Source organism: Micromonospora inyonensis (assembly GCF_900091415.1).
In the GTDB taxonomy this organism is placed as follows: domain Bacteria; phylum Actinomycetota; class Actinomycetes; order Mycobacteriales; family Micromonosporaceae; genus Micromonospora; species Micromonospora inyonensis.
Map to the genome: position 1 here is coordinate 3,350,939 of NZ_FMHU01000002.1, position 26,754 is coordinate 3,377,692.

General features: G+C 72.3%; 28 protein-coding genes. 13 read left to right on the plus strand and 15 right to left on the minus strand.

What is annotated here, in order from left to right; translation table 11 throughout:
- Window positions 1-292: 292 nt before the first annotated feature.
- The 3 genes from GA0074694_RS29195 to GA0074694_RS29205 form a co-directional block, all read right to left on the minus strand.
- Complete coding sequence (locus GA0074694_RS29195) at window positions 293-505, minus strand: hypothetical protein (protein ID WP_141714305.1); 213 nt, start codon at window positions 503-505, stop codon at window positions 293-295.
- 12 nt (window positions 506-517) lie between these two features.
- Window positions 518-1,408, minus strand: a complete 891-nt coding sequence (locus GA0074694_RS29200; RefSeq protein ID WP_091463108.1) for a helix-turn-helix domain-containing protein — start codon at window positions 1,406-1,408, stop codon at window positions 518-520.
- A 495-nt stretch (window positions 1,409-1,903) separates the two neighbouring features.
- Entirely contained in the window at window positions 1,904-2,404 is a 501-nt protein-coding gene (locus tag GA0074694_RS29205; RefSeq protein ID WP_091463109.1) for a GNAT family N-acetyltransferase, read from the minus strand.
- 279 nt (window positions 2,405-2,683) lie between these two features.
- Between GA0074694_RS29205 and GA0074694_RS34025 the strand changes: the two genes are divergently transcribed.
- Together GA0074694_RS34025 and GA0074694_RS29220 are read left to right on the plus strand one after the other, a co-directional pair.
- Window positions 2,684-3,283 carry a VOC family protein gene (locus GA0074694_RS34025; protein ID WP_342670951.1) on the plus strand — a complete coding sequence of 200 codons (600 nt, stop codon included), beginning with the start codon at window positions 2,684-2,686 and terminating at the stop codon, window positions 3,281-3,283.
- An 876-nt stretch (window positions 3,284-4,159) separates the two neighbouring features.
- Window positions 4,160-5,002, plus strand: a complete 843-nt coding sequence (locus GA0074694_RS29220; protein ID WP_091456330.1) for a transposase family protein — start codon at window positions 4,160-4,162, stop codon at window positions 5,000-5,002.
- A gap of 7 nt (window positions 5,003-5,009) precedes the next feature.
- Here the strand turns inward: GA0074694_RS29220 and GA0074694_RS29225 are convergent, their stop codons facing one another.
- Complete coding sequence (locus GA0074694_RS29225) at window positions 5,010-5,411, minus strand: hypothetical protein (protein WP_141714306.1); 402 nt, start codon at window positions 5,409-5,411, stop codon at window positions 5,010-5,012.
- A 187-nt stretch (window positions 5,412-5,598) separates the two neighbouring features.
- On the opposite strand from GA0074694_RS29225, the gene GA0074694_RS29230 reads away from it, so the two are divergent.
- Window positions 5,599-6,501 carry a DNA-3-methyladenine glycosylase family protein gene (locus GA0074694_RS29230; RefSeq protein WP_091463111.1) on the plus strand — a complete coding sequence of 301 codons (903 nt, stop codon included), beginning with the start codon at window positions 5,599-5,601 and terminating at the stop codon, window positions 6,499-6,501.
- Window positions 6,502-6,506: 5 nt separating this feature from the next.
- On the opposite strand, the gene GA0074694_RS29235 is transcribed toward GA0074694_RS29230, so the two are convergent.
- Complete coding sequence (locus GA0074694_RS29235) at window positions 6,507-7,010, minus strand: DUF1990 domain-containing protein (RefSeq protein ID WP_245714968.1); 504 nt, start codon at window positions 7,008-7,010, stop codon at window positions 6,507-6,509.
- Window positions 7,011-7,098: 88 nt separating this feature from the next.
- Window positions 7,099-7,311, minus strand: coding sequence for a hypothetical protein (locus GA0074694_RS29240; RefSeq protein WP_091464281.1), 213 nt, complete (start codon window positions 7,309-7,311; stop codon window positions 7,099-7,101).
- Between the two features lie 125 nt (window positions 7,312-7,436).
- Here GA0074694_RS29240 and GA0074694_RS29245 point away from each other — a divergent pair, with 125 nt between their 5' ends.
- Entirely contained in the window at window positions 7,437-8,537 is a 1,101-nt protein-coding gene (locus tag GA0074694_RS29245; protein WP_091464286.1) for an ATP-dependent DNA ligase, read from the plus strand.
- 36 nt (window positions 8,538-8,573) lie between these two features.
- Window positions 8,574-10,163, plus strand: a complete 1,590-nt coding sequence (locus GA0074694_RS29250; RefSeq protein WP_091464290.1) for an alpha/beta hydrolase — start codon at window positions 8,574-8,576, stop codon at window positions 10,161-10,163.
- Here the strand turns inward: GA0074694_RS29250 and GA0074694_RS29255 are convergent.
- Window positions 10,090-10,602 (minus strand): potassium channel family protein, encoded by a 513-nt coding sequence (locus GA0074694_RS29255; protein ID WP_091463113.1) that lies wholly within the window; start codon window positions 10,600-10,602, stop codon window positions 10,090-10,092. The genes GA0074694_RS29250 and GA0074694_RS29255 overlap by 74 nt on opposite strands.
- 83 nt (window positions 10,603-10,685) lie before the next feature.
- On the opposite strand from GA0074694_RS29255, the gene GA0074694_RS29260 reads away from it, so the two are divergent.
- Complete coding sequence (locus GA0074694_RS29260) at window positions 10,686-11,129, plus strand: GNAT family N-acetyltransferase (RefSeq protein ID WP_281190385.1); 444 nt, start codon at window positions 10,686-10,688, stop codon at window positions 11,127-11,129.
- Between the two features lie 847 nt (window positions 11,130-11,976).
- On the opposite strand, the gene GA0074694_RS29265 is transcribed toward GA0074694_RS29260, so the two are convergent.
- Together GA0074694_RS29265 and ligD are read right to left on the minus strand one after the other, a co-directional pair.
- Entirely contained in the window at window positions 11,977-12,780 is an 804-nt protein-coding gene (locus GA0074694_RS29265) for a class I SAM-dependent methyltransferase (RefSeq protein WP_091463115.1), read from the minus strand.
- 81 nt (window positions 12,781-12,861) lie between these two features.
- Window positions 12,862-13,884 (minus strand): non-homologous end-joining DNA ligase, encoded by a 1,023-nt coding sequence (gene ligD, locus GA0074694_RS29270; RefSeq protein ID WP_091463116.1) that lies wholly within the window; start codon window positions 13,882-13,884, stop codon window positions 12,862-12,864.
- 47 nt (window positions 13,885-13,931) lie between these two features.
- Between ligD and msrB the strand changes: the two genes are divergently transcribed.
- A complete protein-coding gene (msrB, locus tag GA0074694_RS29275; protein ID WP_091463117.1) occupies window positions 13,932-14,342 on the plus strand; it encodes a peptide-methionine (R)-S-oxide reductase MsrB in 411 nt (136 codons plus the stop codon).
- 26 nt (window positions 14,343-14,368) lie between these two features.
- Here the strand turns inward: msrB and GA0074694_RS29280 are convergent, their stop codons facing one another.
- Window positions 14,369-14,644, minus strand: coding sequence for an isoamylase early set domain-containing protein (locus GA0074694_RS29280; RefSeq protein ID WP_091463118.1), 276 nt, complete (start codon window positions 14,642-14,644; stop codon window positions 14,369-14,371).
- A 156-nt stretch (window positions 14,645-14,800) separates the two neighbouring features.
- Between GA0074694_RS29280 and GA0074694_RS29285 the strand changes: the two genes are divergently transcribed.
- Together GA0074694_RS29285 and GA0074694_RS29290 are read left to right on the plus strand one after the other, a co-directional pair.
- Window positions 14,801-15,061 carry a Prokaryotic metallothionein gene (locus GA0074694_RS29285; protein ID WP_091463119.1) on the plus strand — a complete coding sequence of 87 codons (261 nt, stop codon included), beginning with the start codon at window positions 14,801-14,803 and terminating at the stop codon, window positions 15,059-15,061.
- A 13-nt stretch (window positions 15,062-15,074) separates the two neighbouring features.
- The gene (locus GA0074694_RS29290; protein ID WP_091463120.1) at window positions 15,075-15,527 is read left to right on the plus strand and encodes a GNAT family N-acetyltransferase; all 453 of its coding nucleotides are present in this window, start codon (window positions 15,075-15,077) and stop codon (window positions 15,525-15,527) included.
- A 61-nt stretch (window positions 15,528-15,588) separates the two neighbouring features.
- On the opposite strand, the gene hemQ is transcribed toward GA0074694_RS29290, so the two are convergent.
- From hemQ to hemE, 3 genes are read right to left on the minus strand one after another with little or no spacing between them, the layout of a single operon-like run.
- Window positions 15,589-16,293, minus strand: coding sequence for a hydrogen peroxide-dependent heme synthase (gene hemQ, locus GA0074694_RS29295; RefSeq protein WP_091463121.1), 705 nt, complete (start codon window positions 16,291-16,293; stop codon window positions 15,589-15,591).
- Window positions 16,290-17,699, minus strand: coding sequence for a protoporphyrinogen oxidase (gene hemG / locus GA0074694_RS29300; RefSeq protein WP_091463122.1), 1,410 nt, complete (start codon window positions 17,697-17,699; stop codon window positions 16,290-16,292). Before hemG ends, hemQ begins: the two co-directional genes overlap by 4 nt.
- Window positions 17,700-17,711: 12 nt before the next feature.
- The gene (hemE, locus tag GA0074694_RS29305) at window positions 17,712-18,818 is read right to left on the minus strand and encodes a uroporphyrinogen decarboxylase (protein WP_091464294.1); all 1,107 of its coding nucleotides are present in this window, start codon (window positions 18,816-18,818) and stop codon (window positions 17,712-17,714) included.
- A 188-nt stretch (window positions 18,819-19,006) separates the two neighbouring features.
- Between hemE and GA0074694_RS29310 the strand changes: the two genes are divergently transcribed.
- A complete protein-coding gene (locus GA0074694_RS29310; RefSeq protein ID WP_091463123.1) occupies window positions 19,007-19,579 on the plus strand; it encodes a DUF3000 domain-containing protein in 573 nt (190 codons plus the stop codon).
- An 87-nt stretch (window positions 19,580-19,666) separates the two neighbouring features.
- Here the strand turns inward: GA0074694_RS29310 and GA0074694_RS29315 are convergent, their stop codons facing one another.
- On the minus strand, window positions 19,667-20,518 hold the full coding sequence (locus tag GA0074694_RS29315; protein ID WP_091463124.1) for a hypothetical protein: 852 nt from the start codon (window positions 20,516-20,518) through the stop codon (window positions 19,667-19,669).
- Between the two features lie 79 nt (window positions 20,519-20,597).
- Entirely contained in the window at window positions 20,598-21,770 is a 1,173-nt protein-coding gene (locus GA0074694_RS29320) for a S1C family serine protease (protein WP_091463125.1), read from the minus strand.
- A 204-nt stretch (window positions 21,771-21,974) separates the two neighbouring features.
- Here GA0074694_RS29320 and GA0074694_RS29325 point away from each other — a divergent pair, with 204 nt between their 5' ends.
- The 3 genes from GA0074694_RS29325 (at window position 21,975) to GA0074694_RS29335 (ending at window position 26,735) form a co-directional block, all read left to right on the plus strand.
- Entirely contained in the window at window positions 21,975-23,291 is a 1,317-nt protein-coding gene (locus tag GA0074694_RS29325; protein ID WP_091463126.1) for a ribonuclease D, read from the plus strand.
- Between the two features lie 181 nt (window positions 23,292-23,472).
- Window positions 23,473-24,669 (plus strand): thiolase family protein, encoded by a 1,197-nt coding sequence (locus GA0074694_RS29330; RefSeq protein ID WP_091463127.1) that lies wholly within the window; start codon window positions 23,473-23,475, stop codon window positions 24,667-24,669.
- Entirely contained in the window at window positions 24,666-26,735 is a 2,070-nt protein-coding gene (locus GA0074694_RS29335) for a 3-hydroxyacyl-CoA dehydrogenase NAD-binding domain-containing protein (protein ID WP_091463128.1), read from the plus strand. Before GA0074694_RS29330 ends, GA0074694_RS29335 begins: the two co-directional genes overlap by 4 nt.
- Window positions 26,736-26,754: the final 19 nt, after the last annotated feature.

The window sequence follows — 26,754 nt, forward strand, 5'->3', positions numbered from 1 at the left end:
CGCGTAGTCTCCTCAGCCGGTATTCGATCCGCCTCAGCCTCCGCGAGAATCCGCTGCCGGGCAGCCTCCCGCTCCGCTGCCTGGATCTGCTCGCCTCGGCTCTCGGACGGAGCGTCCTCGCTCATCCCTACCTCCGCTGGTAGGGGCGCGCCGGCGTGCTCTGAAAGGACCGACACCACCGCGCCCGGCTCCAAGCGGGTCACGCATTCTCGGTACTGATGACCGTGGCGAACCCGCCCTGGTCACAGCATCGGGTGATCAGCCGGTCACATTCCAGGTAGCACGCGTCCGGTCACTTGTCCATGGACGCGGACAGGTTGCGGACAAGGGCGGACAACCGGCTGGACCGGTTTCGGGCGGCGATACATCGGGCTCGCTCCACCGACTGGGCTGCGCTGTCGCGTTCACCGATGGCTAGCTGTGCACCGGCGAGGTGGCACACGTACGTGCCGGTCCAGTCGGCCGAAGCCGAGTCGGCATCCAACCCGTCGAGACCGGCGGTCAACAACTCCACCGCCTACTCGTGCTGTCCGAGCGCGGCCCGGGTGGTGCCGGCCTCCAGGTCGAAGAACGCTCGGTCCCGGTAGTAGTCCCACGGCGGCATCTCGCCCTTGTGCTCCAGCGCGGCTATCGCCCGCTCGTCGGCCGCCACCGCCGTATTGATCGCCGCCTGCCGGTCGTCAGCGAGGACGCATGCGCGGGCAAGCTGGTAATGGTCGTACGCGAGTTGCCCCGGCGACATACCCGGCCTGGTCAGCGCCGCCCGGGTCACGCCGAGCAGGGCACCGATGTCCCCCGTCTGCCCGGCCAGATCGGCGCGGAAGGACAGCACCGTACCCAGCAGCGCGTCATGCCCGCTCTCGACGGTCCACTCCAACGCCTGATTCAGCCAGTGCCGCGACCAGCCATGATCACCGGCGGCGATACCCAACCAACCGGCGAACTGCGCCCACTGCGCAGCCTGATCGATCAACCGGCTCCGTAGATCGTCGTGCGCCTCGCGGGCCAGATGGCTGACGAGATCCAGGTTCGCCTGGACCGCCGGCATGACAGCGGCAGCACCAAGAACATCGTCAAGACGACGTTGACTCGCCAGGAGATCCGCGAGCGCGTCGACCGTAGCCGGATCAGTCCGCATCGGATGACGAGCAGCGAAGGCGATCCGATCAGCACCGTCGCCCGGCAACTCGGGCGGACGCGCCAACGCCATCAGCCGGCCATCTGCGGTAAGAGCGTCATCCAGACGCCTCGCCACGTCGTCGCTCGGCTGCCGTCGCCCTGCCTCCAGGTCGTGAAGCTGACTCTTGCTCTGGTACACCACCTGCGCGAGAGCGCGAAGCGAAATCCTCGCTTCCGTACGCAGCCGGCGAAGCTGGGCACCGAAACGTGGGTCAGCGATGGGCGACACAGCGTACTCCCAGGTAGAGGGCTGGGGCGGCGGTCCCGCCGGCCTCTACCCCGACGGGCCGCCACATCGGACAGTACACCTGCGCTCCACGCTACGTAATGCCGCGCGCCGCCCACGCCGAGGAATCACTTGGCGTTGAACTGTTGCCGGGTGCCAGGCGGGCAAAGGATGCCTATCGCCCGCTTGAGTTGCGCAAATACCAGGCATCGATCGCTGCCGTTGGGCATCATTGGTCGACGTTCCACGGCCTGGCGACGGCCTAGACTCCTTGACCCCCAGGCAACCAACACGGGACGCTGACCTGCGGATCCGAAGCCGCTGAACTGCCAGGCCCATCCCCCAGCGTCCGTGACAGTCCGCCGGTGTCCGTCCCGATCGTCACCCAAATAGTCACCCAACTGTGCCGGGAGCCTGCGAGCGGACCGGAAGGGCTCGCCAATGACCTGTACCGGTCGCTCACGCTGGCGGGGGTCAGGCCCAGGGCCCGCGTCCAAATCATGAGATGGCCCGGCGCATCCTGATGTTGTACGCGTCGAATCCGTGCTCCTGGAAAAACCGCCCAGCCGCTTCGTTGAAGGACCAGAAGTCCAGCCGTAGGTCCTTCAAACCACGACGGCGAGCCTCCTCCTCCGCAGCAGCCATCAATGCCCGACCCACGCCACGCCGACGCGCCGACTCGGCTACCGCAAGGTGATGGATGTACAACATTCCAAACGCCTCAGTAAAAGGGTTGTCGCGCCGACGCGTCTCCTCGGCGGTGAGGTAGCCGACTACGTGATCGCCAAGCTCCGCGAGAAGTATCACCATGTCGGCCCGCTGGAGCTGTCCACGGAAGAACTCGGCCGCTGCCGCAGCATCCGGTGCCTTGAACTCGGCAGGCTCGGCATCTGAATGTAACTGCTGCACCAAGCCGTTCAGCTCGCCTAAGACGTCTGCGTCTGCCAGCTTGCCCCTTCGAACACGGACGGCGGTGCGAATAAGTCGATCTTCATCCATGGCATGATCCTGCCCCGGAAGTCATGCCGCCGGCCACCCCGTTCGTCACTGCATGCGATTCCATCCCGTCTACCGTCAACCCGTCCTCTTGGGGAGCGGGCCACCGCCCGGCCCTCCGCGTCAAGCAAGCCTTGACGCAGGTCGTGGCCTTCGGGCCTGGTGCTGGCTGGTCATGGACGCACAGGCAACACGGCCAGGCTCTGCAACGGACCTCCGCTGGCCGGTGTTGACCGCTGCATCGGGCACGGATCGGGCACGGGCTCAGGTGGGGGCTGAGGCTTGAACCTGAACCCCTTCGGCGGTGTGCTGATCGACTCCAACGGGCGGACCGGCCGCCTGACCTCGGCGATTTCTATCACTGCCTTACTTACAGCGGTTTACAGCTCTTGTCGGCGTCACTTGTACCCGTTGATCTTGTCTGAGGTCACTGCTATTGCCGCCCAGATCACTACCGGGCACGCTGTCGGCCATGAATCACGACGTCTCTTCGTTGCCAAGATGGAGTTGCCGATGCCCCCACAACTGAAGCTCACGGCAATAACACTCGACTGCCCGGATCCGTGGATCTTGGCCGCCTTCTACCAGCAGGCCACCGGACTCGACATCGACGCCAAGTCCGACGACGACTTCGTCGGACTGCTCGGCGAAGGCGAACTCTTCATCGGCCTGCAACGGGTCGACGACTACCAGGCGCCGAGTTGGCCCGATCAACGTGTGCCGCAGCAGCTTCACCTTGACTTCGCTGTCGACGACCTCGACGAGGCCGAGGCCCTGGTCCTGGGGCTAGGCGCGACCAAGCCGGAGACTCAGCCGGGTAGCGACCGATGGCGCGTCTTCCTCGACCCGGCCGGACACCCTTTCTGCCTGGCGAGAAGCTGAGCCTGATGAATGCGAACCGGACCTTGACGGCCCGTACGGACGCTGCCGGACAGAGTGAGTCGGCTCTCGTGTCACGGACCTCGCCCCCGGCGGACACCGCCACAGTGGCGCAGTTGACCCAACCTCGCCCGACACGGACCCGGCTCCCGGGGTCGAAGCTGGCCACCGGTGGCCGCCCCTCCCCCTCCCAGGTGAGCAGTTGACCTGACCCTGAGCGGTTGGGGAGCCGACTCCTGGACGACCAGCATGCCGCGCGCGGCCACCGCCCCCATGTTCGGGGCTTGCCGCGCGGACCCGGCGCGTCCTTTCCTGCGTCGCGCTGCTCAGGCGCGGCGCGGCCGGCTGCCGGCGACGAACCTCCACCACTCTCCCCGACTCGGCACCCGGTCGAGCCGAGGAACTTCCACCGGGAGTTCAAGACCCGCTGCCGCAAGGCCGGCGTCCGTGAGATCTCCGTGCACACCACCCGCCGCACCTGCGCGTCCCTGCTGGTCGCCCTCGACGTCCACCCCCGGGTCACCATGCAGATCCTCCGGCACAGCCAGATCGTCGTAAACCATGAACATCTACAGCGAGGCCACCTCGGCGGCCACCCAAGCCGCACTCAAGCGCCTCGGCCAGCAGTTGAACACGAACGATGATGAGCAGTCCTGAGGTTGCTTGACCGGACTGCTCGCTCTCAGCGCCGCCGGAGTCGAACCTGATAGCGCGTCTGGTCGGCACGCTCCCACCGGTAGTGAGGTGATCTCAGCAACGCATAAGGGTTGATTGGCGCGACACGGTCGAAGGCGGCGAGTCGGGCGGCAGTGGATACAGGCGTGGAGCCATCGATAGACAGGTTCTTGCGACAGATCCACGTCTTCGAGAGGGCTCCACGTGATTGCCTATCGTGCCATGGTCGACGTCCCGAGGGAACTCGTGCAGCACGTGGCGCGTCTGCTGTACGCGCAGCGCCGGGCCTGCGGCACCCGTCGGGGCGCGCGGGCGTTGACCTGCTTCTACCAGGCCCTGATGGTGCTGGTCTGGTTCCGCAAGGGTGAGGACATGACCCTCCTGGCCGCCGGGTTCGGCATCTCCCGGGCGACCGCCTACCGCTACCGCGACGAGGGCGTCACGGTCCTTGCCGCCCAGGCGAGCGATCTGCACACCGCGCTGCGTCGGGCCGCCGCCGACGGCTGGTCGCACGTGATCCTCGACGGCAAGCTGTTCGACTGCGACCGGGTCACCGAGACGACCCTGTCGGTCAAGGGTGAGGTGATCGACGCCTGGTTCTCCGGAAAGCACCGCGACTTCGGCGCGAACATCCAAGCCGTCATGCGCCCGGACGGGCTGCCAATCTGGACATCGGCGGCGATGCCGGGGCATCTGCACGACACCAGTTGCGCCCGCGACCGGGGCGTCACCGCCGCCCTGAACTGGTCCGCCGCCGAGCTGGGCCTGCCCGCTCTGGCCGACTCCGGCTACGAAGGCGCAGGCCACGGCATCAAGACCCCCGTCAAGCAACCCGCCGACGGCCACCACCTCGCGCCCGACAACCGTGCATACAACAGACTGCTACGCGGCCTGCGTTGGCAGGGAGAACGCGGCTTCGCCATCCTCATCGGACGCTGGAAGACGCTACGCCACACGACCATCAGCCCACGACGAATCGGCGACATCATCGCAGCCGCGCTACACCTGACCCATTTCGAATACAAATACCTACCGCAAGGTTGTTGAGATCACTTCAGTGCACCTCTTGAATCTGCCGGTCGTTCCCATACAGGGCAACGAACGCAAGATCACCCAAGTGTTCCAAGGCTCCCCGATGCTGCTTCGCCTCAAGCACATCAGCAATGCCGCCCAAATAGTTGGTCGCGTCCGACGGCGGCTCGGTCGGGCTCTCCAGCGAAACATCCAGCGTGAGCGGCCCGTCCGGAAAGAGCGGTTTCTGCCCCTCGCCGACGGCCTCTCTTGCAGCTCGGAGCAGTGCTAACACGCGGTCGGCGTAGACATGACCAGAGGCGAGCATCGACTTGGCTTCATTCTTGGCCGGAGGTAGTCCCTGCACCACGAAGCTGATTTCAGTCATCGCCACACTCTCTGCCTTCATCGGCAGCGCTTCAAGTGCGGCGGCCTGTCGGGTCAAGGCGACAACCTTGTTGCTGCACTCCGCTGCTGTACAAGATCGGAAAAGGCCGTCTCCGACTACCGGAAACGGCCTTTGAACTGGGTGGAGCTGAGGGGATCTGATCCCCTGCCCCCCTCGATGCGAACTGGCGGCGAGCCGGACCGGTGCCACCGGCAGTCGGCGCAGGCCGTGGCAGAGTGGCCCGGTGACCTGCACCCGGATCCTTCGTCCGCCGCCGGAGCACCGGCTCGCCGAGACCGTACGGGCGCTGACCTTCAGCCCGTACGACCCGTGCGCCCGGATCGCCGCCGGGGCGTTCTGGTGGGCCACCCGCACCCCGGACGGACCGGCCACCCTGTGCCTGCGCCGGCACGACGGTGACCTGCTCGCCGAGGGGTACGGGCCGGGTGCCGGCTGGGTGCTGGAACGCGCCGACGCGGTCGCCGGGCTGCGGGACGACCTGACCGGCTTCGCCGACCTCGCCGGCCAGCACCCGGTGGTGTCCCGGCTGGCCGCCGGGCACCAGGGGCTGCGGATGCCGGCCACCGGCCGGGTCTTCCGGCAGTTGCTGCGGACGGTCTGCGAACAGAAGGTCACCGGCAAGGAGGCGTACCGGGCCTACGCGGCGATGGTCCGGCACTTCGCCGAGCCCGCACCGGGGCCGTTCCCGCTGCTGATGCCGCCCGACCCGGCGGCGGTGGCTGCCGCGCCGTACTGGGTGTTCCACCCGTTCGGGGTGGAGCAGCGGCGGGCCGAGACGCTGCGCCGGGTCGCCGCCCTGGCCGACCGTCTGGAGGCGTGCGCAGACGCCGCCGAGGCGACCCGGCGGTTGACCGCGATCCCCGGCATCGGCCCGTGGAGCGTCGCCGAGGTGATCCGGATCGCGTACGGCGACCCGGACGCGGTGAGCGTCGGGGACTACCACGTCCCGAACACGGTGAGCTGGGCGCTGGCCGGTGAGGCGCGCGGGGACGACGCCCGGATGCTGGCCCTGCTGGAGCCGTTCCGGGGACACCGGGGGCGGGTCTGCCTGTTGCTGGCCACCGGGGGCGTGCACGCGCCCCGCTTCGGGCCGAGGATGCCGCTGCGCTCGTTCGCGACCTACTGACCGGGTCAGCCGGCCCGGCGGCAGAGCCGACGCAGGGTGTACGCCAGCCAGCGGGCGTACCCGTGCTGGAAGGCCCGCCCGGCGGGGCCGGCCGCCCGCATGATCCAGCGGTCCGGGCGGCTGAACGCGCGGATCTCGAACCAGACCCGACCCGCGTCGTCGCGTTCCACCACGAACGCCTCCTCGCCGCACGCCGGGTGGCCGGGGAGCGTGCCGTACCCGAAGCCGATTTGGCGGTCGTCGTCGACGGCCCAGACCACCTCGCACGGGGCGTCGAGCCGCAGCGGGCCGACGCCCAGCCCGGAGGTGACGGCGACGCCCGGGGCGGCACGTGGCGCGTCGGCGGTGATGCGGACCCCGGCGGCGCGGTGCAGCCGCCAGGTGAGCACGGCCGCGCCCGCGACCGCGAAGCAGCCGTCGGGAAGCCGGACCCGGTGCCGCACGTGCCGCCAGCCCGCCGGCAGGTCCCCGGTGCGGGTGGCCCCGACGTGCGGATAGGTCAGCGACACGGGCACCTCCGGGGTTCGGCGTGGGCCCGGTAAGCGTACGGCCGCCGTCGACGGCGCGGGCCCGCAGCGAACGGCCGGCCGGGCGGGCTCAGGCGGCCTCGCGCAGGTCGGCCAGGGTCAGCGGGGTACGCCGGGTCAGCAGGTCCGCCAGCTCGGGGATCGATCCGGCCTCACCGAGGACGTCCTTGCCGCCGCCGAACTCCGGGCGGTAGCGGCGCACCAGCCGGTACCGGTACCGGCCCCGGATCAGCTCCACGCTGACCCGCCAGCGCCCGCAGCAGCCGCAGACGAACTCGCGCACCCGGCGACGGTAGCGGTTTTGCGGATCGACCACGGGTGACGGACGGGCCGGCGCGGGACACACCGGCACCGTACGCACCCGTGATGTGCCTCACTGTCGTCGGTCCCGTCTGGTTGACTGTCGCCGTGGAACTGCCGTTGAACCCGCCGGTCGAGCCGATGCTGGCCAAGAGCGTCGCCCGGATCCCCACCGGCGACCAGATGACGTACGAGCCGAAGTGGGACGGCTTCCGGTGCATCGTCTTCCGGGACGGTGACTCCGTCCAACTGGCCAGCCGGGGCGGCAAGATGATGACCCGGTACTTCCCCGAGGTCGTCGAGCAGGCCCGCCGGCAGCTGCCGGAGCGCTGCGCGGTCGACGGCGAGCTGATCGTGATCCGGCGCGACGGCCCCGACGGGCAGCCCCGGCTCGACTTCGAGCTGCTCGCCCAGCGGATCCACCCGGCCGCGTCCCGGGTGCGGCTGCTCGCCGAGACCACCCCCGCCGACTTCGTCGCCTTCGACCTGCTGGCGATCGACGACGAGGTGCTGCTCGACCTGCCCTACCCGCAGCGCCGGGCCCGGCTGGAGGCCGCGCTGGCCGGGGTACGCCCACCGGTGCACGTCACCCCGGTCACCACCGACGTGGAGACCGCGCGCCGCTGGTTCGACGTCTTCGAGGGCGCCGGCCTGGACGGGCTGATCGCCAAGCCGGCGGACCTGCCGTACGAGCCGGGAAAACGGCTGATGTTCAAGATCAAGCACGCCCGCACCGCCGACGTGGTGGTGGCCGGGTTCCGCTGGCACAAGTCCGGGCCGGTGGTCGGCTCGCTGCTGCTCGGCCTCTACGACACGCAGGGCACGCTGCACCACGTCGGGGTGTGCGCCTCGTTCACCATGGCCCGGCGCAAGGAACTGCTGGCGGAGCTGGAGCCGTACCGGGACGTCGGCGACGACCACCCCTGGGCACACGGCGACCACGAGCGCGGCCAGCGCATTCCGGGCGGGGTGAGCCGCTGGACCGGCGGCAAGAACCTGGAGTGGGAGCCGCTGCGCCCGGAGCTGGTGGTGGAGGTCGGCTACGACGCGATGGAGGGCGACCGGTTCCGGCACACCGCCCAGTTCGTCCGCTGGCGGCCCGACCGCGACCCCCGCTCCTGTGGGTACGACCAGCTGGAACGCCCGGTCCGCTTCGACGTCGACCAGGTGCTGCGCGGCGAACCGGTGCCGACGGCCGAGCCGAGCTGACGCCGACACGATCCTGGAGGGCAGCCCGTGAGCCGCATCCCCGCCCCGTACCCGTCCCGCTGGTTCCGCTTCGCGCTGGCCGGGTTCGTCGCGGCGGCCCTGGTCGCCACCGGCTGCACCCTGCCGGCGTTCGCGCCCCGGGCCGAGGTGGAGGGTGAGGCGTCGGTGGCCCCGCTGGGCACGGCCCCCCGGTGGCGGTCCTGCCCGGAGACCGCCGAGCAGGTGGCTGGCCGCGCCGCACCGGACATGCGGTACGAGTGCGCCCGGGTCGCCGTACCGCGTCGATGGAACACCACCGGCCAGCCGGCGACGGCCACCCCGGGTGGCGGCGGGACCTTCGAGATCGCACTGCTGCGGGCCCGCTCCACGAAGCAGCGCGACCGGATCGGGTCGCTGCTGGTCAATCCGGGCGGGCCGGGTGGCTCGGGAGTCGACACCGCGGTCTACCTCTCCTTCGGTGAGCAGTTCGGTGGCCTGCCGACGTCGGTGACCGAGCGGTTCGACATCGTCGGCTTCGACCCGCGGGGCGTGGCCCGCTCCAGCCCCGTCGAGTGCATCTCCGACGCCGACCTCGACGCCAGCTTCGGCTACGACCCCGACCCGGAGTCCACCGCCGCGTTCGACGGTCTGGTCGCCCTCAACCAGCGGATCGGCCGGGCCTGCGGGACGAGGTACGGCGGCCAGCTGTCGCTGTACGGCACCGAGCAGGCCGCCCTGGACATGGACGTGGTACGCGCCGCCGTCGGCGACGAGAAGCTGACCTACCTGGGGTACTCCTACGGCACCCTGCTCGGCGCGGTCTACGCCCAGCGTTTTCCGGAGCGGGTCCGCGCGCTGGTGCTCGACGGCGCGATCGACCCCCGCCAGGGGGCGGTCGCCGCCTCGGAGAGCCAGGCGAAGGGCTTCGAGCGGGCCTTCGACAACTTCGTCCGGTGGTGCGCCGGGAACGCCGACCGGTGTCCGCTCGCCCCGGACGCCCGAGCCGCGGTGACCTCGGCGATCGACAAGGCCCGGGTCTCGCCGGTCCGGGGCGCGGAGGGGCGGGAGGCCACCTCCGGCTGGGTCTTCTACGCGGTCATCTCCTCGCTCTACACCGAACAGGGGTGGCAGGAGCTGGCCCGCGCGATCGACCAGCTGGCCCAGGGCGACCCGGCCGGTGTGTTCCGCCTCGCCGACGCGTACGCCGGCCGGAACCCGGACGGCACCTACCGCAATCTGTTCGACGCCAACCTGGCCGTCAACTGCGTCGACGACGAGGAGAAGCCGAGCCTCAAGCGGATCCGCCAGCTCCAGGGGCAGTGGCGCGAGGCGTACCCGCTGTTCGGGCCGGCGCTGGCGGTGGGCCTGCTGACCTGCGCGAACTGGCCCGCCACGCCGGACCCGTACCCGACCGGGAAGGCCGACGGCGCGCCGCCGATCCTGGTGGTGGGCACCACCGGCGACCCGGCCACGCCCTACGAGCAGACCCCGGCGCTGGCCGCGATGCTCGGGGTGGGACGGGTGCTCACCTGGGAGGGCGAGGGGCACACCGCCTACCCGCAGACCAGCTGCGTCACCGACGCCGTCGACGCCTACCTGATCGACCTGACCGTTCCCCCGGAAGGGCTGCGCTGCCCGGCGCGTTGACCTTCAGCACGTCCGGTGGCTCCGGCAGGGCGATGCCCTGCCGGGTGGCGAGTTCCTCCAGCAGCGCCCGCATCCGGCGGACGTCGGCCTTCAGTTCCTCCTGCTCCTCGTGCTCGAACGCGTCGTCGTCCACGATCAGCCGGCTGGCGAAGTGAGCGGTGATCAGTGGGATGACCAGCAGCACCATGGTCGAGATGAGCATCGCGGCGAGAGCCCGCCCCTGCCAGGAGGTCGGCGAGATGTCGCCGTAGCCGACCGTGGAGGCGGTGACCACCGCCCACCAGACCGAGTCGGCGGTGCTCTTGTTCTCGACCTGGCTGTAGATGGCTCCGGCCACGACGATCATCAACAGGTACGACATCATGAGGGTGCGGGGTGAATTGGCGAACCAGACCAGTCCCCGGTAGATCAACCGGAACGGCCACAGCACGAACTCCATGCCGGATCATGCTGCACCCACCCGGGCGCCCCCGCCACACGTACCCGCCAAATGGCTGTGCCATCCTCGGCGGTAGTTCTGACCTGGTGTTCCGGACAGCGGTCCGCGCCGACCTGCCCGCAGTGGTCGCCCTGCTCGCCGACGACGTCCTCGGCCGGGGCCGGGAGGCCGCAGTGGTCGACGAGGCGTACGAGCGGGCCTTCGCGGACATCGAGGCCGATCCGCGCAACCAGCTCGTTGTCGGCGAGCAGGACGGCGAGGTGGTCGGCTGCCTCCAGATCACCTACATCCCCGGCCTGGGCCGGCACGGCGCGGAGCGCTCGCTGATCGAGGCGGTCCGGGTCCGGTCGGACCGCCGGGGTGCCGGCGTCGGTCGGGCCATGGTGACCTGGGCGGTCGACCAGGCTCGGGAGCGAGGCTGTGGCCTCGTGCAGCTCACCACCGACAAGCGCCGGGCGGACGCGCAGCGGTTCTATCGGGGCCTGGGCTTCGTGGCCAGCCACGAGGGCATGAAGCTGCCGCTCTGACCAGCCGGGCTCCGGGCTGGTGGTACCCGAGCCCGCACAGACGGGGCAGGCACGGAGCTTCCGCTCGATGCCGTCGCGGACCAGCACCCGACCCCGATACCGTCCCCCGAGCCGCACGCGGGAGCCGGGAACCATCCGGTAGCACGGACGGGGCAGCTCCAAAAGGACTCCGACCCGCACCGTACGGGCCCGGACCGGCAACCCCCGCCGCACCGGACGACGAACGGCGCAACGGCCCGCTACATTCACGGCCATGACAGGGCGGGCTCGGCTGGCACCGGCGGCGTGGACGACCCGGCTGCCCCCGGTGGCCTGGCTGGGGTTCGCCGCCACGCTGCTGGTCATCGCCGCCTTCGCCCGCTGGCGTACGGTCACCGGCGACCCGGTGACCGCCGCCACGCTGGAGCAGAAGATCGCGGCGGTCGGGTCGGCGGCCGGTCCCTGGCTGGTCGGGGCGACCACACTGCTGGTGGTGACCCGGGCGGTGGCGGTCGCGGGCGGACGGCCACAGCGGCTGCTCCGGCTGGTCGGCACCGCCCTGGCGGTCGTCCTGCTGGTGCTGCTCGGGGTGATCGCGGTCGCCCTGGTGGGGACCGTCGAACCGCCCGCCGGCCCGGCCCGGACGTCGGTGTCCACCCAGCCCGGACCGGCGCTGCTGCCCGCCGCCGGTGCCGTGCTTGCCTGTCTGGTGGGCATCTGGTCGGCGCCTGTCCGGCGGGCCGCGCCGGGACCGCGCGGGGCGCGGTGGCGGCGGCTGGGCGTGCTGCTGCTCGCCGCCGGCTGGGCGACCGTCGCGGTCGCCGTCCTGCTGCCGGCCTGGCGGCGGGAGTACCACCTGACGACACCGTCAGGCCCGGCAGAGGATCTCGCCGTGCAGGATGGCGAACCAGCCGTCGTCGTCGGCGGCCCACTCCCGCCAGCCGGCCGACAGGCGGTCCAGGTCTTCCGTCGTGGCCAGGCCCGACGCCCGCACCTGGTCGGCCATGGCCGAGTGCCGGATCCGGTCGGCCCACATGCCGCCCCACCACTGCCGGTCCTCGGGCGTGGCGAAGCACCAGGTGCTCGCCGTGGCGGTGACGTCGGTGAACCCGGCGGCACGGGCCCAGGAGAGCAGCCGGCGGCCGGCGTCGGGCTCCCCGCCGTTGGCCCGCGCCGCCCGCTGGTAGAGGGCGAGCCACTCGTCCAGCTCGGGCACCCGGGGGAACCAGGTGAACGCGGCGTAGTCGCTGTCCCGGGCGGCGACGAGCCCACCGGGCCGGCACACCCGGCGCATCTCGCGCAGCGCCTCGACCGGATCGGCCACGTGCTGGAGCACCTGGTGGGCGTGCACCACGTCGAACGCCGCGTCGGGCAGGTCCAGCCCGTGCACGTCGGCCACCACGAAGTCGACGTCGTCCCGTCCGCGGGCCCGCGCCTCGGCCCGCGCGAGTTCGAGGGCCTCCTCGCTGACCTCCAGCGCGGTGACCCGGGCCACCCGCCCGGCCAGGTCGGCGGTGATGGTGCCGGGCCCGCAGCCGACGTCGAGCAGGACCTGATCGGACGTCAGGTGCGGCAGGAGGTATCCGGCGGAGTTCTCCACGGTACGCCAGCGGTGCGATCGCAGCACCGTCTCGTGGTGCCCGTGGGTGTAGACGTTGCGCACGGCGACCATGGCGGGACCTCCTCGTTTCGGGTGCCCCGAACCTAACCGCCGTGTCCCTTGATGCGGGACGGTGATCCCGGAGTACGAGAATCAGGCGGGATCGGGCCGCGCCCGGGAGGGCTGGACCCGCTTCGGCTCGCCCGGCATCTTCGGGTGGTCCGGCGGGTACGGCAGGTCGCCGGAGCCGGTGGCGTCGTCCCGGTCGGCCCACTCCAACAGCGGGGTGATGTCCCACGGGCGCTCGTCGATGCCGGCGTGCGGGTCGCCCCCGGCCAGCCGGGCCGGCACGCTGCCGAGGTGGAAGTCGTCCGGGTCGACGTCGGGCAGTTCGTCCCAGGTGACCGGGGTGGAGACGGTGGCCCGGGCGTTGGCCCGCAGCGAGTACGCGCAGGCGATCGTCCGGTCCCGGGCCATCTGGTTGTAGTCGACGAAGACGTGCGCCCCGCGCTCCTCCTTCCACCAGGCGGTGGTGATCAGATCGGGACGGCGGCGTTCGAGTTCCCGGGCCAGGGCGATGGTGGCCCGGCGCACCTCGGTGAACGTCCAGCGCGGCTCGATTCGCAGGTAGACATGGACGCCCCGGCCGCCGGAGGTCTTCGGCCAGCCCGTCGCGCCGAGTTCGTCGAGGAGGGCGCGCAGTTCGCCGGCCGCGGTCACCGCGTCGGCGAAGTCCGTGCCGGGCTGCGGGTCCAGGTCGATGCGCAGTTCGTCGGGGCGGTCCACGTCGGCGGCGCGCACCGGCCAGGGGTGGAAGACGATCGTGCCCATCTGCGCCGCCCAGGCGACGTGGGCCAGGTCGGCCGGGCAGAGTTCGTCGGCGCTGCGCCCGCTGGGGAAGTTGATCCGCGCCGTCTCCACCCACGGTGGCACGCCCCGGGCCGGCACCCGCTTCTGGAAGAACATCTCCCCCTCGATGCCCTCGGGGAAGCGTTGCAGCGTGGTGGGACGGTGCCGCAGCGCCCGCATGATCCCGTCGCCCACGGCGAGGTAGTAGTGGAAGACGTCGGCCTTGGTGAACCCCCGGCCCGGGTAGATCACCCGGTCCGGGCTGCTCAGCCGTACGGTATGCCCGGCCACCTCGATCTCGACGGCCGCTGCCTTGGTGCCACCCATGCCGCGACCATATGTCACACCTGTGACAGGCGGCCTATTCTTGCCGGGTGAGTCTTTCCGAGAGCGAACTGCCCCGCACCGAGGACGAGTGGCGCGTCCGGCTCAGCCCGGAGGAGTTCCGGGTCCTGCGTCAGGCCGGCACCGAACGCCCGTGGACCGGCGAGTACGTCGAGACCAAGACCCCGGGCGTCTACCACTGCCGAGCCTGTGGCGCGGAGCTCTTCTCCAGCGACACCAAGTTCGACTCGCACTGCGGCTGGCCGAGCTTCGACGACGCGCTGCCCGGTGCGGTCAAGGAGATCCCGGACAACACCCTCGGCATGCGGCGCGTCGAGATCCGCTGCGCGCGCTGCGACAGTCACCTGGGGCACGTCTTCCACGGCGAGGGCTTCACCCCGAAGGACACCCGGCACTGCGTCAACTCGGTCTCCATCCGGTTGACGCCGCGCGAGGGCTGAGTTCGGGGCGAACGGCGGACCGACCCTCAGATCAGCAACAGGCTGCCCCGCTCGTCCACCAGGTCGGCGTGCTCGTCGTCGAGCCACACCCCGCCGGTCGCCAGGTAGCGGAACCGGTACTCCCCCGGGCCCAGCTTCACGGTGACCGTCCGGGTGCCGTCCCGGCGGGCGACCAGCTCGTGCCGTCCGGGCTGCCAGTCGTTGAACGAGCCGACGACGCTGACCGTCCCCGGCGGAAGGTCGCGGGGCAGGCAGAAGGTGACACGGGTCTGGTTGCCGAAGAGCTTGTTGCGCTTGATCACACCGATCCTCCGCCGGTCGGGGCCTCTCACCGGGTCCAACGCGCGACACGCCCGGCACGACGCGCCACCCGACCGGACGTCTTCGGGCCGTTCCGCCGCCACGTCGCCCTCCGGTGCCGCACCCTCGGGGCATGACTGCCGATGGGGGGATCCGTCATGGCGACCTGTGAGGTCTGCGGCAACGACTACTGGATGGCGTTCGAGGTCCGGACGGTCAGCGGTGACTCGCACACCTTCGACTCGTTCGAGTGTGCGGTGCACCGGCTGGCCCCGGTCTGCGAGCACTGTCAGCTCAAGATCGTGGGGCACGGCGTGGAGGTGTCCGGCCGGTTCTTCTGCTCGGCGCACTGCGCCCGCACCGTCGAGGGGGAACGCGCCGCCGAGGTCGCCGACGCCGTCGGCGTCCGGCCCGGCTGACTAGCATCGCGGTATGCAGCCCCGGACCATCGACCTGCGGGTCGCCTCCTTCGCCGACCTGGACACCCGCACCTTCCACGACCTGCTGAGACTGCGCATCGACGTGTTCGTGGTGGAACAGGAGTGCCCGTACCCGGAACTCGACGGGCGGGACGTCGAGCCGGGCACCCGGCACCTCTGGCTGGCCGAGGACGGCACGCCGGTGGCGTACCTGCGGATCCTGGCCGACCCGGACGGCGTCGAGCGGATCGGCCGGGTCGTGGTGGCACCGGCGGCACGCGGCGGCGGGCACGCCGGGCGGCTGATGACCGAGGCGCTGGCCGTGGTCGGACACCGCCCGTGCGTCCTGGAGGCGCAGTCGCACCTGGTCGGTTTCTACGCCCGGTACGGCTTCACCGTCAGCGGCCCGGAGTACGTGGAGGACGGCATCCCGCACACCCCGATGCGCCGCGAGCCCGCGTCCTGACCGGCGGCTCCGCCCGCCGACCCCGGATCGGGGCCGGGGTCGGCGACGGCGCCGGCCCGGATCAGGGCAGCGCGGCGACGATGTCGGTGAGCGAGCGGCGACGGCCGGTGTAGAAGGGGACCTCCTCGCGGACGTGCCGGCGGGCCCGGGAGGCGCGCAGGTCCCGCATCAGGTCCACGATCCGGTGCAGCTCGTCGGCCTCGAACGCGAGCATCCACTCGTAGTCGCCGAGGGCGAACGAGGCGACCGTGTTCGCCCGCACGTCCGGGTAGCCCCGGGCCATCCGGCCGTGCTCGGCGAGCAGCTCGCGCCGCTCGGCGTCGGGCAGCAGGTACCACTCGTAGGAGCGGACGAATGGGTAGACGCAGACGTACGCCCGCGCCTCCTCGCCGGCCAGGAACGCCGGAATGTGACTCTTGTTGAACTCCGCCGGCCGGTGCAGCGCCATCTGCGACCAGACCGGGGTCGTCGCCCGCCCCAGCGCGGTGCGCCGGAACCGGCCGTACGCGTCCTGGAGGTCGTCGCTGGAGGAGGAGTGCCACCAGATCATCAGGTCGGCGTCGGCGCGCAGCCCGGCGACGTCGTAGGTCCCCCGGACCACCACGTCCTTGCCGGCCAACTCCTCGACGAGCGCCTCGGCCTCGGCGCTGACGTTGTCCCGCAGGGCCGGCAGGGGGCTGCTGGCCCGGAACACCGACCACATCGTGTAGCGGATGCTCGCGTTCAGCTCCCGCAGCCGGGCCGCGTTGCTCTGCTCGTCGCTCATGTCGCCGGTCCTCCCAGTGCAGTGATGATCTCGTCGGCCGCCGTCTCGCCGGAGCGGACGCAGACCGGGATGCCGACCCCGTCGTACCCGGCCCCGGCCAGGGCCAGCGTCGGGTGGGCCGCCCGCAGGGCCGTCCGGGCCGCCGCCACCCGATCGGAGTGTCCCGGGGTGTACTGCGGCAGCGCCCCACCCCACCGTTGCACGTGGCTGGCCAGTGGCGTCGGCAGCGCCGTGCCGAGCACCCCGGACAGCTCCCGGTGCACGGTGGCGACCAGGTCGTCGTCGGAGAGCTGCAACTGCCGCTCCTCGCCGTACCGGCCGACCGAGGCGCGCACCAGCGCCACCCCGTCCGGCCGGCGCAGGTGCCCCCACTTGGTGGTGAAGAAGGTGGACGCCTTGATCAGGAGGCCCTCGGTTCCGGGCACGAGGAAGCCGGAGAGCGCCGGCAGCTCCGGCTCGGGCAGGGCCAGGGTGACCAGCGCGACACTGGCGTAGTCGAGCCCGCCGACGCGGTCGGCCACCTCCGGGGCGACGCTGGTGAGCAGTCGCGCGGCCGGTCGGGCCGGCACGGCGAGCAGCACCGCGTCGGCCTCCACCGACTCCGGGTCCCGGGTGGGGCCCACGGTCAGCCGCCACCGCCCGCCCAGCGGGGTGAGTTCACGGACCGTCGCGCCGAGCCGGAGCGTCGCCCCGCTGGCGCTCGCGGCGGTCTCGACCAGCCGGCCCATCCCACCGGCCAGCGCACCGAAGACCGGTGCGCCGGGCGCGCGGGGGGCGGCGGCCTGCGCCGCCCGGACCGCCCCGGTGAGGGTGTGCTCCACCCGGGCGGCGCGGGCCAGCGCTGGCATGGTGGTGACCAGGGACAGGTCGTCGGCGCGGCCGGCGTAGACGCCACCGAGCATCGGGTCGACCAGCCGGTCCACCACCTGGTCACCGAGGCGGGCCCGGACCAGCGCGCCGACCGCGACGTCCTCGTCCGGGCCGAGCAACGGCCGGCCGCCGTCGACGTCGGCCGCCGCGACGGGTTCGGCCACCGTCGCCACCTTGTCCAGATCCCCCGGTACGCCCACCAGGGTGCCCCCCGGGATGGGGCGCAGCCCCCCGTCGACGGCGAGCGCGGCCTGCCCGACGGTCGGGTGCACGATCTCGGCGTCCAGCCCGAGCCGCCGGACCAGGGTCACCGCGGCGGACTCGCCGCCGGCCGGGTCGCGCATCAGGAACGACTCCGCGCCGAACTCCACCGGCCCGCCGGCGATACGGCCGGTGCGCAGCTTGCCACCGAGCGCGCCGGACTGCTCGTACACGGTGACCTCGGTCCCGGCGGGGGCGCGGTCACGCAACCGGACGGCGGCGGCCAGCCCGGTGATCCCACCGCCGATGACCGCGATCCGCCACGGGTGCCGCATGGTCGCCTCCGGTCAGTCCACGGGCCGCGCGGACACCTCGTGCACCAGCGCGACCACCCGGGTCAGCACGTCGGGGTCGGTCTCCGGCAGGACGCCGTGACCGAGGTTGAAGACGTGACCGGGCGCGGCCCGGCCCTCGTCGAGGATGCGCCGCACCTCGGCCTCGACCACCGGCCAGGGGGCGAAGAGCACGCACGGGTCGAGATTGCCCTGGACCGCCCGGTCCGGGCCGATCCGCTTCGTGGCGACGTCCAACGGGGTACGCCAGTCCACGCCGACCACGTCGGCGCCGGCCTCCCCCATCGCGGTCAGCAGCTCGGCGGTGCCCACTCCGAAGTGGATCCGGGGTACCCCGGCGTCGGCCAGCCCGGCCAGCACCATCGCCGAGTGCGGCTGCACGTAGCGACGGTAGTCGGCCTCCGACAGCGCGCCGGCCCAGGAGTCGAAGAGCTGCACCGCGGAGACCCCGGCGGCGATCTGCACACGCAGGAACGCCAGCGTGACCTCGGCGAGCCGGCCGCAGAGCGCATGCCACAGCTCCGGGTCGCCGTACATCAGCGCCTTGGTCTTCGCGTGGGTCCGTGACGGCCCCCCCTCGACCAGATAGCTGGCCAGGGTGAACGGCGCACCGGCGAATCCGATCAGCGGAGTCTCGCCCAGCTCGGCGACGAGCAGCCGGACCGCCTCGTCGACGTACGAGACGTCCTCGACGGTGATCGGTCGGATCCGCTCGACGTCGGCGCGGTCGCGCACCGGCTCGGCGACCACCGGGCCCGTGCCGGGCACGATGTCCAGGTCGACGCCGGCCGCCGCGACCGGCACCACGATGTCGCTGAACAGGATCGCCGCGTCCACGCCGTGCCGGCGTACCGGTTGGAGGGTGATCTCGGCGACCAGCTCGGGGCGGCGGCAGGACTCCAGCATCGCCACGTTGGCCCGGATCTCGCGGTACTCCGGCAGCGAGCGCCCGGCCTGGCGCATGAACCAGACCGGCGTGTGCGGGCCGGGTCGCCGGCGACAGGCCCGGACGAAGGGCGAGTCGGCGGTGCGGGATGCTCCACCCGCGCTCAAGCGGGTCTCTCCGTCTCGGGCAGCGCCGCCCGCGGTGGTGGTGGTCATCGCGGCAATCGTGCCACGACCGCCAGCACCGACGGTCACCCGGGTTGCGAAGGACACGTCCTCCGAGAGCCACCGGCCGGTCACGCTGCGCGTTCCCGGCGGGCGTGGGCGTCGACGGCGGCGCCGCCGTCCGGCCGGTGCCGGCGCGCCGGCACCGGCCGGACGGCGCGGCGGCTTAGGCTGCCCGCATGTCCCCTCCGATCGCGCTTCCGGAGACCTTCGCCCGCGCGGTCGCCGGGCTGCGGTCGGTGGCGACCCGGCCCGAGATCGTGATGGAGGAGGTGGGGGCGCCGAAGCGGCTCGCCCCGTACGCCTTCGCCCTCTCCGCCACGGTGCTGCGCGACGACGACGAGGTGGCCACCGGGCGGCTCATCCTGCTGTACGACCCGGCCGGGCACGAGGCGTGGCAGGGCACGCTGCGGTTGGTCAGCTACGTCACCGCGGACCTGGAGGCCGACCTCGCCGCCGATCCGCTGCTGCCCGGGGTGGGCTGGACCTGGCTGACCGACGCGCTGGAGGCACAGGACGCGGGCTACCGGGCGCTCGGCGGCACCGTCACCCAGACCATGTCCACCCGGTTCGGCGACCTGGCCGGACCGCCGGCCACCGGGGACGTCGAGATCCGGGCCTCGTGGACCCCGTTCGACGACGACCTGGCCCCGCACCTGCACGCCTGGTGCACGCTGCTCGCCTCCACCGCCGGCCTGCCGCCGCCGGGAGTGACCGCGCTGCCCGACCGCCGGCCCGCCATCACCGGCTGACGCACCGCGGTCCGGGACCCGTCGTCGCTGCTGCCGGCGGCAACCGGGCGACGACCGGCCCCGGACCGACCGGGACACGAGCGTGTGTCAGAGGTACTTCTCAGCCTCGTCGCAGACCGCGTCGAGGCCCTTGACGGCCTGGTCGTAGGCCGCCTTGTTGCCGGCCGCGGCGGCGCTCAGGGCGGTGGTGAGCTTCTCCAGGCAGTTCGCGATGACCTTCTTCTGCCGGGCCTGCTCGTCGCGGTCGTTCTTGGTGCCGGTGAGGTCCTGCTGGGTGTCGGTCAGCTTGTCCTTGGCGGTCTGCAACTCACCCTTGAGCTTCTCGATTTCCTTGACCCTGGTGTCCCGGTCGGCCGTCCGGGCGACCAGGTTCTTCTCGGTGCGCTCGAGGTCGCCGCTGGTGTTCAGGTAGAGCCCGGTCATCACGCCGCCGAGGACGAAGAGCAGACCGGCCACGATCGCCAGTACGAGCACCGCCCGGCCACGCCCGCCGCCCCCGCCGGGGGTGGTGGCCGGCGGCGGGTAGCCGGGCGGGCCGGACATCGGCGGGCCGAAGGGCTGACCGGAGGTGGGGGTGTACTGGCCCGGAACCGGCGCGCCGGAGGTCGGGGAGTAGCCAGCGGGTGCCGGCGTCTCGGCCGGCGGCGCGGACTGCGGGTAACCGCCGGGGTAGCCCGGCTGCGGGTAACCGGCGGCCGGGGGCGCGGACTGCGGGTAACCCGCGGCGGGCGGCGCGGACTGCGGGTAACCGGCGGCAGGCGGCGCGGACTGCGGGTAGCCGGACGGCTGCTGCGACAGCGTCGGGTCGATACCGAACTGCTGGGTCGGCTCGTACCCCTGCGGTTCGCGCTGGGAACCGTACAGCCCGCCGCCGGGGCCGGCCGGCGGCTGCTGCGGGTACCCCGGCGGCGGATATCCGCCGGTGGGTGGCTGGGTCATGACTACTTCCTCCGAAAGGGCTGGTCCGGCTCCGGTTGACGGGGCGGACCGGGCGGGTACGGGCGCGTCGGCGGACGGGTCAGCAGATGTCGAAGCCGTCGCACGCGGTCTTGATCGGCACGGCCAGGCCGATGCCCTCGGCGTTGCGGGCCTTGGCGGTGGCGATGCCGACGACCTGCTTGGCGCCGTTGATGACCGGGCCGCCGGAGTTGCCGGGGTTGATCGGGGCGTCGAACTGGATGACGTCGCCGCCGCCGTTCTCCGCCTTGCGGAAGGCGCTCACCACACCGGTGGTGACGCTGTCGGTGAGGCCGAGCGGTGCGCCGACGACGATGATCTGCTGCCCGGACTTCACCGGGGTGGGGGCGGTGACCAGGCCGGTGAACTTGGCGGCCGTCCGCAGGTGGGCGACGTCGTTCTCCTCGTCGACCTTGACGATGGTGGCCGGGAACCGCTGGTCGGTACGCTCCAGGAACACCTGGCGCTCGCCACTGGTCCAGAGCGACTCGACCACGTGGTAGTTGGTGAACAGGTTCGCCCCGCCCTCGGAGTTGGGCTTGCCGACGGCGAACGCCGTGCCGGTGGAGTTGCCGGCCCGGACGCGGAAGACGCTCCGCAGCACCGTCTCGGCGATGTCCTCCGGGTTGAACACCGTCCCGGCCTGCTTCTCCAGCTCCTCCGCCCGTTGCTCCACACCGTCGAGGCGAACGCCGTCGCGCTCCTGCGCGGTGGCCAGGTCGCGGCGGGTGTCGCCGAGCCGGTCGTTGAGCACGTGGATCTGGTACGCCTGGACGCCGGACACCAGGACCAGCAGCAGCGCCAGCAGCAGGGCGGCCCGGGGCAGCCAGCCGGAGCGCTGGCGGACGACGGGCGCCTCGCCCGGATGCGAAGTGCCCGGGAAGGCCGGCCCGGAGGCGGCCGGCGGCTGGCCGGGCGACCAGGTCGGCGGAGCCGGAACCGGCTGCGCCGACGGCTGCCCGGTCTCACCGGCGGTCGGCCAGGTGCCCCGGGGAGCGGGCACCGCGGCCGGGGCCGGCGCGGTGGCGTAACCGGCCGCCGGGGCGCCCGGGTGTCCTCCGCCCACCGGGGGCTGCCCGGGGACCGGGGCACCGGACGCCGGGGGCGCGGGCCAGCCGCCCGCCCCCGTGCGGGGCGGCTCCATCCGTGGTGGCAGCGGTCCTGGTCTACCTCCGTGGTCACCGGGTGCCGGCCCGACCGGTCCACCGTCCTGCGGCCCGTACCCCGCCGTCATGATTGCCACGTCCTCCCCGCTGAGCGCCTGCCGGCGGCCCTGCCGCCTGCGCTGCGCCGGCGGTGGGCTCGATGGACCGTACCGGCCCCGGAGGACATTGTCTCCCCTGTTGTCCAGCCCCGGGACGGCGGTACCGGACCGGTTGCCGACACGCACCGGAGGAGGCTGCGCGCACCGGATCGCCGCGCGCACTAGGGTTGTCAGGTGACCGACGAACCACCCCTGCGCCGTCGGGCCGCCGAACGCCGACCGGGAAACGAACCGCAGCACCCGCCATCGGCCGCGCCGGAGCCGACGGACGCGGGGACCGAAGCGACCGCCGAGCAGCCCGTACCCCTGACCGCACCCCGGGAGGGCACACCTGAGCCGGTGGCCACATCGGCCGCGTTGGCCGAGGTGGTGGCCCGGTTCGCGGCGGGCACCGGACCGGTGGCCATCGACGCGGAACGCGCCTCCGGATACCGCTACAGCCAGCGCGCCTACCTGGTACAGCTCCGTCGACACGGCGCCGGCACCGTCCTCATCGACCCGTTGCCGCTGCCCGACCTCTCCACCCTCGACGCGGTGATCGGCCCGGCGGAGTGGGTGCTCCACGCGGCCAGCCAGGATCTGCCCTGCCTGGCCGAGCTGGGGCTGCGCCCGCGCCGACTGTTCGACACCGAACTGGCCGCCCGGCTGGCCGGGTTCGAGCGGGTCGGCCTGGCCGCGCTGACCGAACACCTGCTGGGCTACACCCTGGAGAAGCACCACTCGGCGGCCGACTGGTCCAGCCGCCCCCTTCCGGAGTCCTGGCTGACCTACGCCGCCCTGGACGTCGAACTCCTCGTCGACCTTCGCGACGCGCTCGCCGCGGAGCTGGAGCGGCAGGGCAAGCAGGAGTGGGCGGCGGAGGAGTTCGCCGCGCTGGTGGCCGCCGGGGCGCGGCCACCCCGGGTCCGGGCCGAGCCGTGGCGGCGCACCTCCGGCATCCACCGGCTGCGCGGCGCGCGGGCCCAGGCGCGCGTCCGGTCGTTGTGGTACGCCCGGGACCAGATCGCCGCCCGCCGGGACGCGGCTCCCGGCCGGGTGCTCCCCGACTCGGCGATCGTCGCCGCCGCCGAGCTGGACCCGAAGGACGAGCGGACGCTGCTGACCCTGCCCGGCTTCGGCGGCCGGTCGGTACGCCGGCTGGCCCGCACCTGGCTGGCGGCGTTGGAGGAGGCCCGACACCTGCCGGAGGACGCGCTCCCGGTCAGCCCGGCGGTGGAGGGTCCACCCCCGCCGCACCGGTGGGCGGAACGGGATCCGGTGGCCGCGGCGCGGCTGGCCCGGTGCCGGGAGGTGGTGGTGCGGATCGCCGGCGCGCACCGCCTGCCGCCGGAGAACCTGATCACCCCGGACTCGATCCGCCGGTTGGCCTGGACCCCGCCGGAGGAGATCACCGAGGAGACGGTGGCCGAGACCCTGCGCGGGTTCGGCGCGCGGACTTGGCAGCTCGGCCTGCTGGTGCCGGAGCTGACCGTCGTCCTGCCCACGCCGTGACGGCGCACACCCACCCCGGACACCGGGGTGGGTGTGTCGTGGGACACAGGGAGGGCACGGGCGCGGTTGGTTACTGGTGAGTAGCATGCGAGGAACCACGCCCGCGCCGGCGACCTTCGTCCGGCCCGGAGTGCCGCCTGTCGGCGCCGGGTTGCGGATCATGGTCGAAAAGGAGGCTCAAGTGCCCCGTGAAGTTCGGGATGTCGTCTTCGTCGACGGCGTCCGCACCCCGTTCGGCAAGGCGGGTGGCATGTACGCCAACACCCGCGCCGACGACCTGGTCATCCGCTGCATCCGGGAACTGCTGCGACGTAACCCGCAGCTGCCGCCGGAGCGGGTCGAGGAGGTGGCCATCGCCGCCACCACCCAGATCGGCGACCAGGGCCTGACCATCGGCCGGACGGCCGCCCTGCTGTCCGGCCTGCCGAAGACCGTGCCCGGCTACGCCATCGACCGGATGTGCGCGGGCGCGATGACGGCGGTGACCACCGTCGCCGGGGGCATCGCGATGGGCGCGTACGACGTCGCCGTCGCCGGTGGCGTGGAACACATGGGGCGGCACCCGATGGGCGAGGGCGTGGACCCGAACCCGCGCATCCTCGCCGAGAAGCTGGTCGACCCGTCCGCCCTGGTGATGGGCGCCACCGCGGAGAACCTGCACGACCGGGTCCCGCACGTCACCAAGGAGCGCGCCGACGCGTTCGCGCTGGCCTCGCAGCAGAAGACCGCGAAGGCGTACGCCAACGGCAAGCTCCAGCCCGACCTGGTCCCGGTCGCGATCCGCGACGGCGACGGCGGCTGGGGTCTGGCCACCGTGGACGAAGCCCCCCGGGACACCTCGCTGGAGAAGCTCGCCACCCTGAAGACCCCGTTCCGCCCGCACGGCCGGGTCACCGCCGGCAACGCGGCCGGGCTGAACGACGGCGCCACGGCCAGCCTGATCGCGGCCGAGTCGACCGCCCGCGAGCTGGGCCTGCCGGTCGCCATGCGGCTGGTGTCGTACGGTTTCGTCGGCGTCGAGCCGGAGGTGATGGGCGTCGGCCCGATCCCCTCGACCGAGAAGGCCCTGCGCATCGCCGGTCTGGGCATCGACGACATCGGCCTGTTCGAGCTGAACGAGGCGTTCGCCGTGCAGGTGCTCGCCTTCCTCGACCACTTCGGCATCGCCGACGACGACCCCCGGGTCAACCAGTGGGGCGGCGCGATCGCCATCGGTCATCCGCTCGCCTCCTCGGGCGTACGGCTGATGACCCAGCTCGCCCGGCAGTTCGCCGAGCACCCCGAGGTCCGCTACGGCGTCACCGCCATGTGCATCGGCATCGGCATGGGCGGCACGGTCATCTGGGAGAACCCGAACTGGGAGGGTGGGGACAAGTGAGCACGATCGCCGCGGCGAACGAGGTGGTCACGAAGGCGCTGCTGCGCCAGGTGAACGTGCCCGGCCTGGACCGGCCGGCCGCGCTGATCACGCTCGACAACGGCTTCGACCACACCAAGCCGAACACCCTCGGGCCGGGCGGCCTGACCAGCCTGGACGAGGCGATCACCGCCGCGCTGGCCGGGAACCCGGCGTTCGTCGCGGTCACCGGCAAGCCGTACGTCTTCTGCGTGGGCGCCGACCTGGTCAGCCTGCCGCAGATCGCCGACCGGGAGCAGGCGCTGGAGATCGGCCGGCTCGGCCACCGGGTCTTCGCCCGGCTGAAGGACAGCGACGTCCCGACCTTCGCCTTCGTCAACGGCGCGGCGATGGGCGGCGGCCTGGAGCTGGCCCTGCACTGCCACTACCGGACGCTCTCCGGCGGCGCGGCGGCCCTGGCCCTGCCCGAGGTGTCGCTCGGGCTGGTCCCCGGCTGGGGCGGCACCCAGCTCCTGCCCAACCTGATCGGCATCCCGGCCGCCACCCAGGTGGTCATCCAGAACCCGCTGATGCAGAACAAGATGCTCAGGCCGAAGCAGGCCGCCGAGATGGGCATCGCGGACGTGCTGCTGGAGCCGGCAGACTTCCTCGAGCGGTCCCTGGAGTGGGCCGCCAGCGTGGTGCGCGGTGAGATCACCGTGGCCCGCCCGGAGGTCGACCGGGACATGTGGGACGGCGTGCTCTTCTTCGCCCGGCAGATGCTCGACCAGCGGCTGCACGGTGCGGTCCCGGCCGCCGACAAGGCCCTGGAGCTGCTGGCGCTGGCCAAGGAGGCCGACTTCGCCGCCGGCAGTGCCGCCGAGGACGAGGCCCTGGCCGACCTGGTCTTCAGCGAGGAGCTGCGCAGCGGCCTGTACGCCTTCGACCTGGTGCAGCGGCGGGCCAAGCGGCCGGTCGGCGCGCCGGACAAGGGACTGGCCCGCGAGGTCACCAAGGTCGGCATCGTCGGGGCCGGCCTGATGGCCAGCCAGCTCGCGCTGCTGTTCGCCCGCCGCCTCCAGGTGCCGGTGGTGATGACCGACCTGGACCAGGCCCGGGTGGACAAGGGCGTCGGCTACGTGCACGCCCAGATCGAGAAGCAGGTCACCAAGGGCCGGATGGACAAGGGCACGGCCGCCAAGCTGTACGGCCTGGTCTCCGGCTCGGTCGACAAGGGCGCCTTCGCCGACGCCGACCTCCTCATCGAGGCGGTCTTCGAGGACCTGGGCGTCAAGAAGCAGGTCTGGGCCGAACTGGAGAAGATCGTCTCGCCGGAGGCGGTGCTGGCCACCAACACCTCCTCGCTCTCGGTGACCGCGATGGCGGCCGACCTGGAGCACCCCGAGCGGGTGGTGGGCTTCCACTTCTTCAACCCGGTCGCGGTGCTGCCGCTGCTGGAGATCGTCCGGGGCGAGCGGACCGACGACGCCACCCTGGCCACCGCCTTCGCGGTCGGCAAGCAGCTGCGCAAGTCCTGCGTGCTGGTGGCCGACGCCCCGGCGTTCGTGGTCAACCGGCTGCTCACCCGCTTCCTCGGCGAGATCTTCACGGCCGTGGACGCGGGCACCCCGCTGGAGGTGGCCGACAGCGCGCTGGACCCGCTGGGTCTGCCGATGCGTCCGCTGGCCCTGCTCCAACTGGTCGGTCCGGCGGTCGCCCACCACGTGGGCGGCACCCTGCACGCGGCCTTCCCGGACCGGTTCGGCCTCAGCGACAACCTGAAGCGGATCGCCGAGTCGGGCCAGCCGGTCATGGTGGACGACGAGGTGAACCCCGAGGTGGCGAAGCTGCTGGTCGTCGGGGACACACCGCTGACCGCCGAGCAGGTCCGGCAGAGTGCGCTCGACGCGCTGGCCCAGGAGATCCGGCTGATGCTCGACGAGGGCGTGGTGGCCGAGGCGCAGGACATCGACCTGTGCATGATCCTCGGTGCCGGCTGGCCGTTCCACCTGGGCGGCGTGACGCCGCACCTGGACCGGACCGGCACCTCCGAGCGGGTCACCGGGGCCCGGTTCCTGCCGCGCGGGGCGGCGAGCCTGCCCGCCTGACTTGCCCGACGGTGGAGCA

What these genes read in the sequence shown, in the direction of transcription:
- GA0074694_RS29205 (WP_091463109.1), bottom strand. Translation starts at nt 2,404, where the DNA reads ATGGATGAAGATCGACTTATTCGCACCGCCGTCCGTGTTCGAAGGGGC.
- GA0074694_RS29255 (WP_091463113.1), bottom strand. Translation starts at nt 10,602, where the DNA reads ATGGAGTTCGTGCTGTGGCCGTTCCGGTTGATCTACCGGGGACTGGTC.
- GA0074694_RS29265 (WP_091463115.1), bottom strand. Translation starts at nt 12,780, where the DNA reads ATGGTCGCCGTGCGCAACGTCTACACCCACGGGCACCACGAGACGGTG.
- ligD (WP_091463116.1), bottom strand. Translation starts at nt 13,884, where the DNA reads ATGGGTGGCACCAAGGCAGCGGCCGTCGAGATCGAGGTGGCCGGGCAT.
- GA0074694_RS29285 (WP_091463119.1), top strand. Translation starts at nt 14,801, where the DNA reads ATGGCGACCTGTGAGGTCTGCGGCAACGACTACTGGATGGCGTTCGAG.
- GA0074694_RS29290 (WP_091463120.1), top strand. Translation starts at nt 15,075, where the DNA reads ATGCAGCCCCGGACCATCGACCTGCGGGTCGCCTCCTTCGCCGACCTG.
- hemQ (WP_091463121.1), bottom strand. Translation starts at nt 16,293, where the DNA reads ATGAGCGACGAGCAGAGCAACGCGGCCCGGCTGCGGGAGCTGAACGCG.
- hemG (WP_091463122.1), bottom strand. Translation starts at nt 17,699, where the DNA reads ATGCGGCACCCGTGGCGGATCGCGGTCATCGGCGGTGGGATCACCGGG.
- hemE (WP_091464294.1), bottom strand. Translation starts at nt 18,818, where the DNA reads ATGACCACCACCACCGCGGGCGGCGCTGCCCGAGACGGAGAGACCCGC.
- GA0074694_RS29310 (WP_091463123.1), top strand. Translation starts at nt 19,007, where the DNA reads ATGTCCCCTCCGATCGCGCTTCCGGAGACCTTCGCCCGCGCGGTCGCC.
- GA0074694_RS29315 (WP_091463124.1), bottom strand. Translation starts at nt 20,518, where the DNA reads ATGACCCAGCCACCCACCGGCGGATATCCGCCGCCGGGGTACCCGCAG.
- GA0074694_RS29320 (WP_091463125.1), bottom strand. Translation starts at nt 21,770, where the DNA reads ATGACGGCGGGGTACGGGCCGCAGGACGGTGGACCGGTCGGGCCGGCA.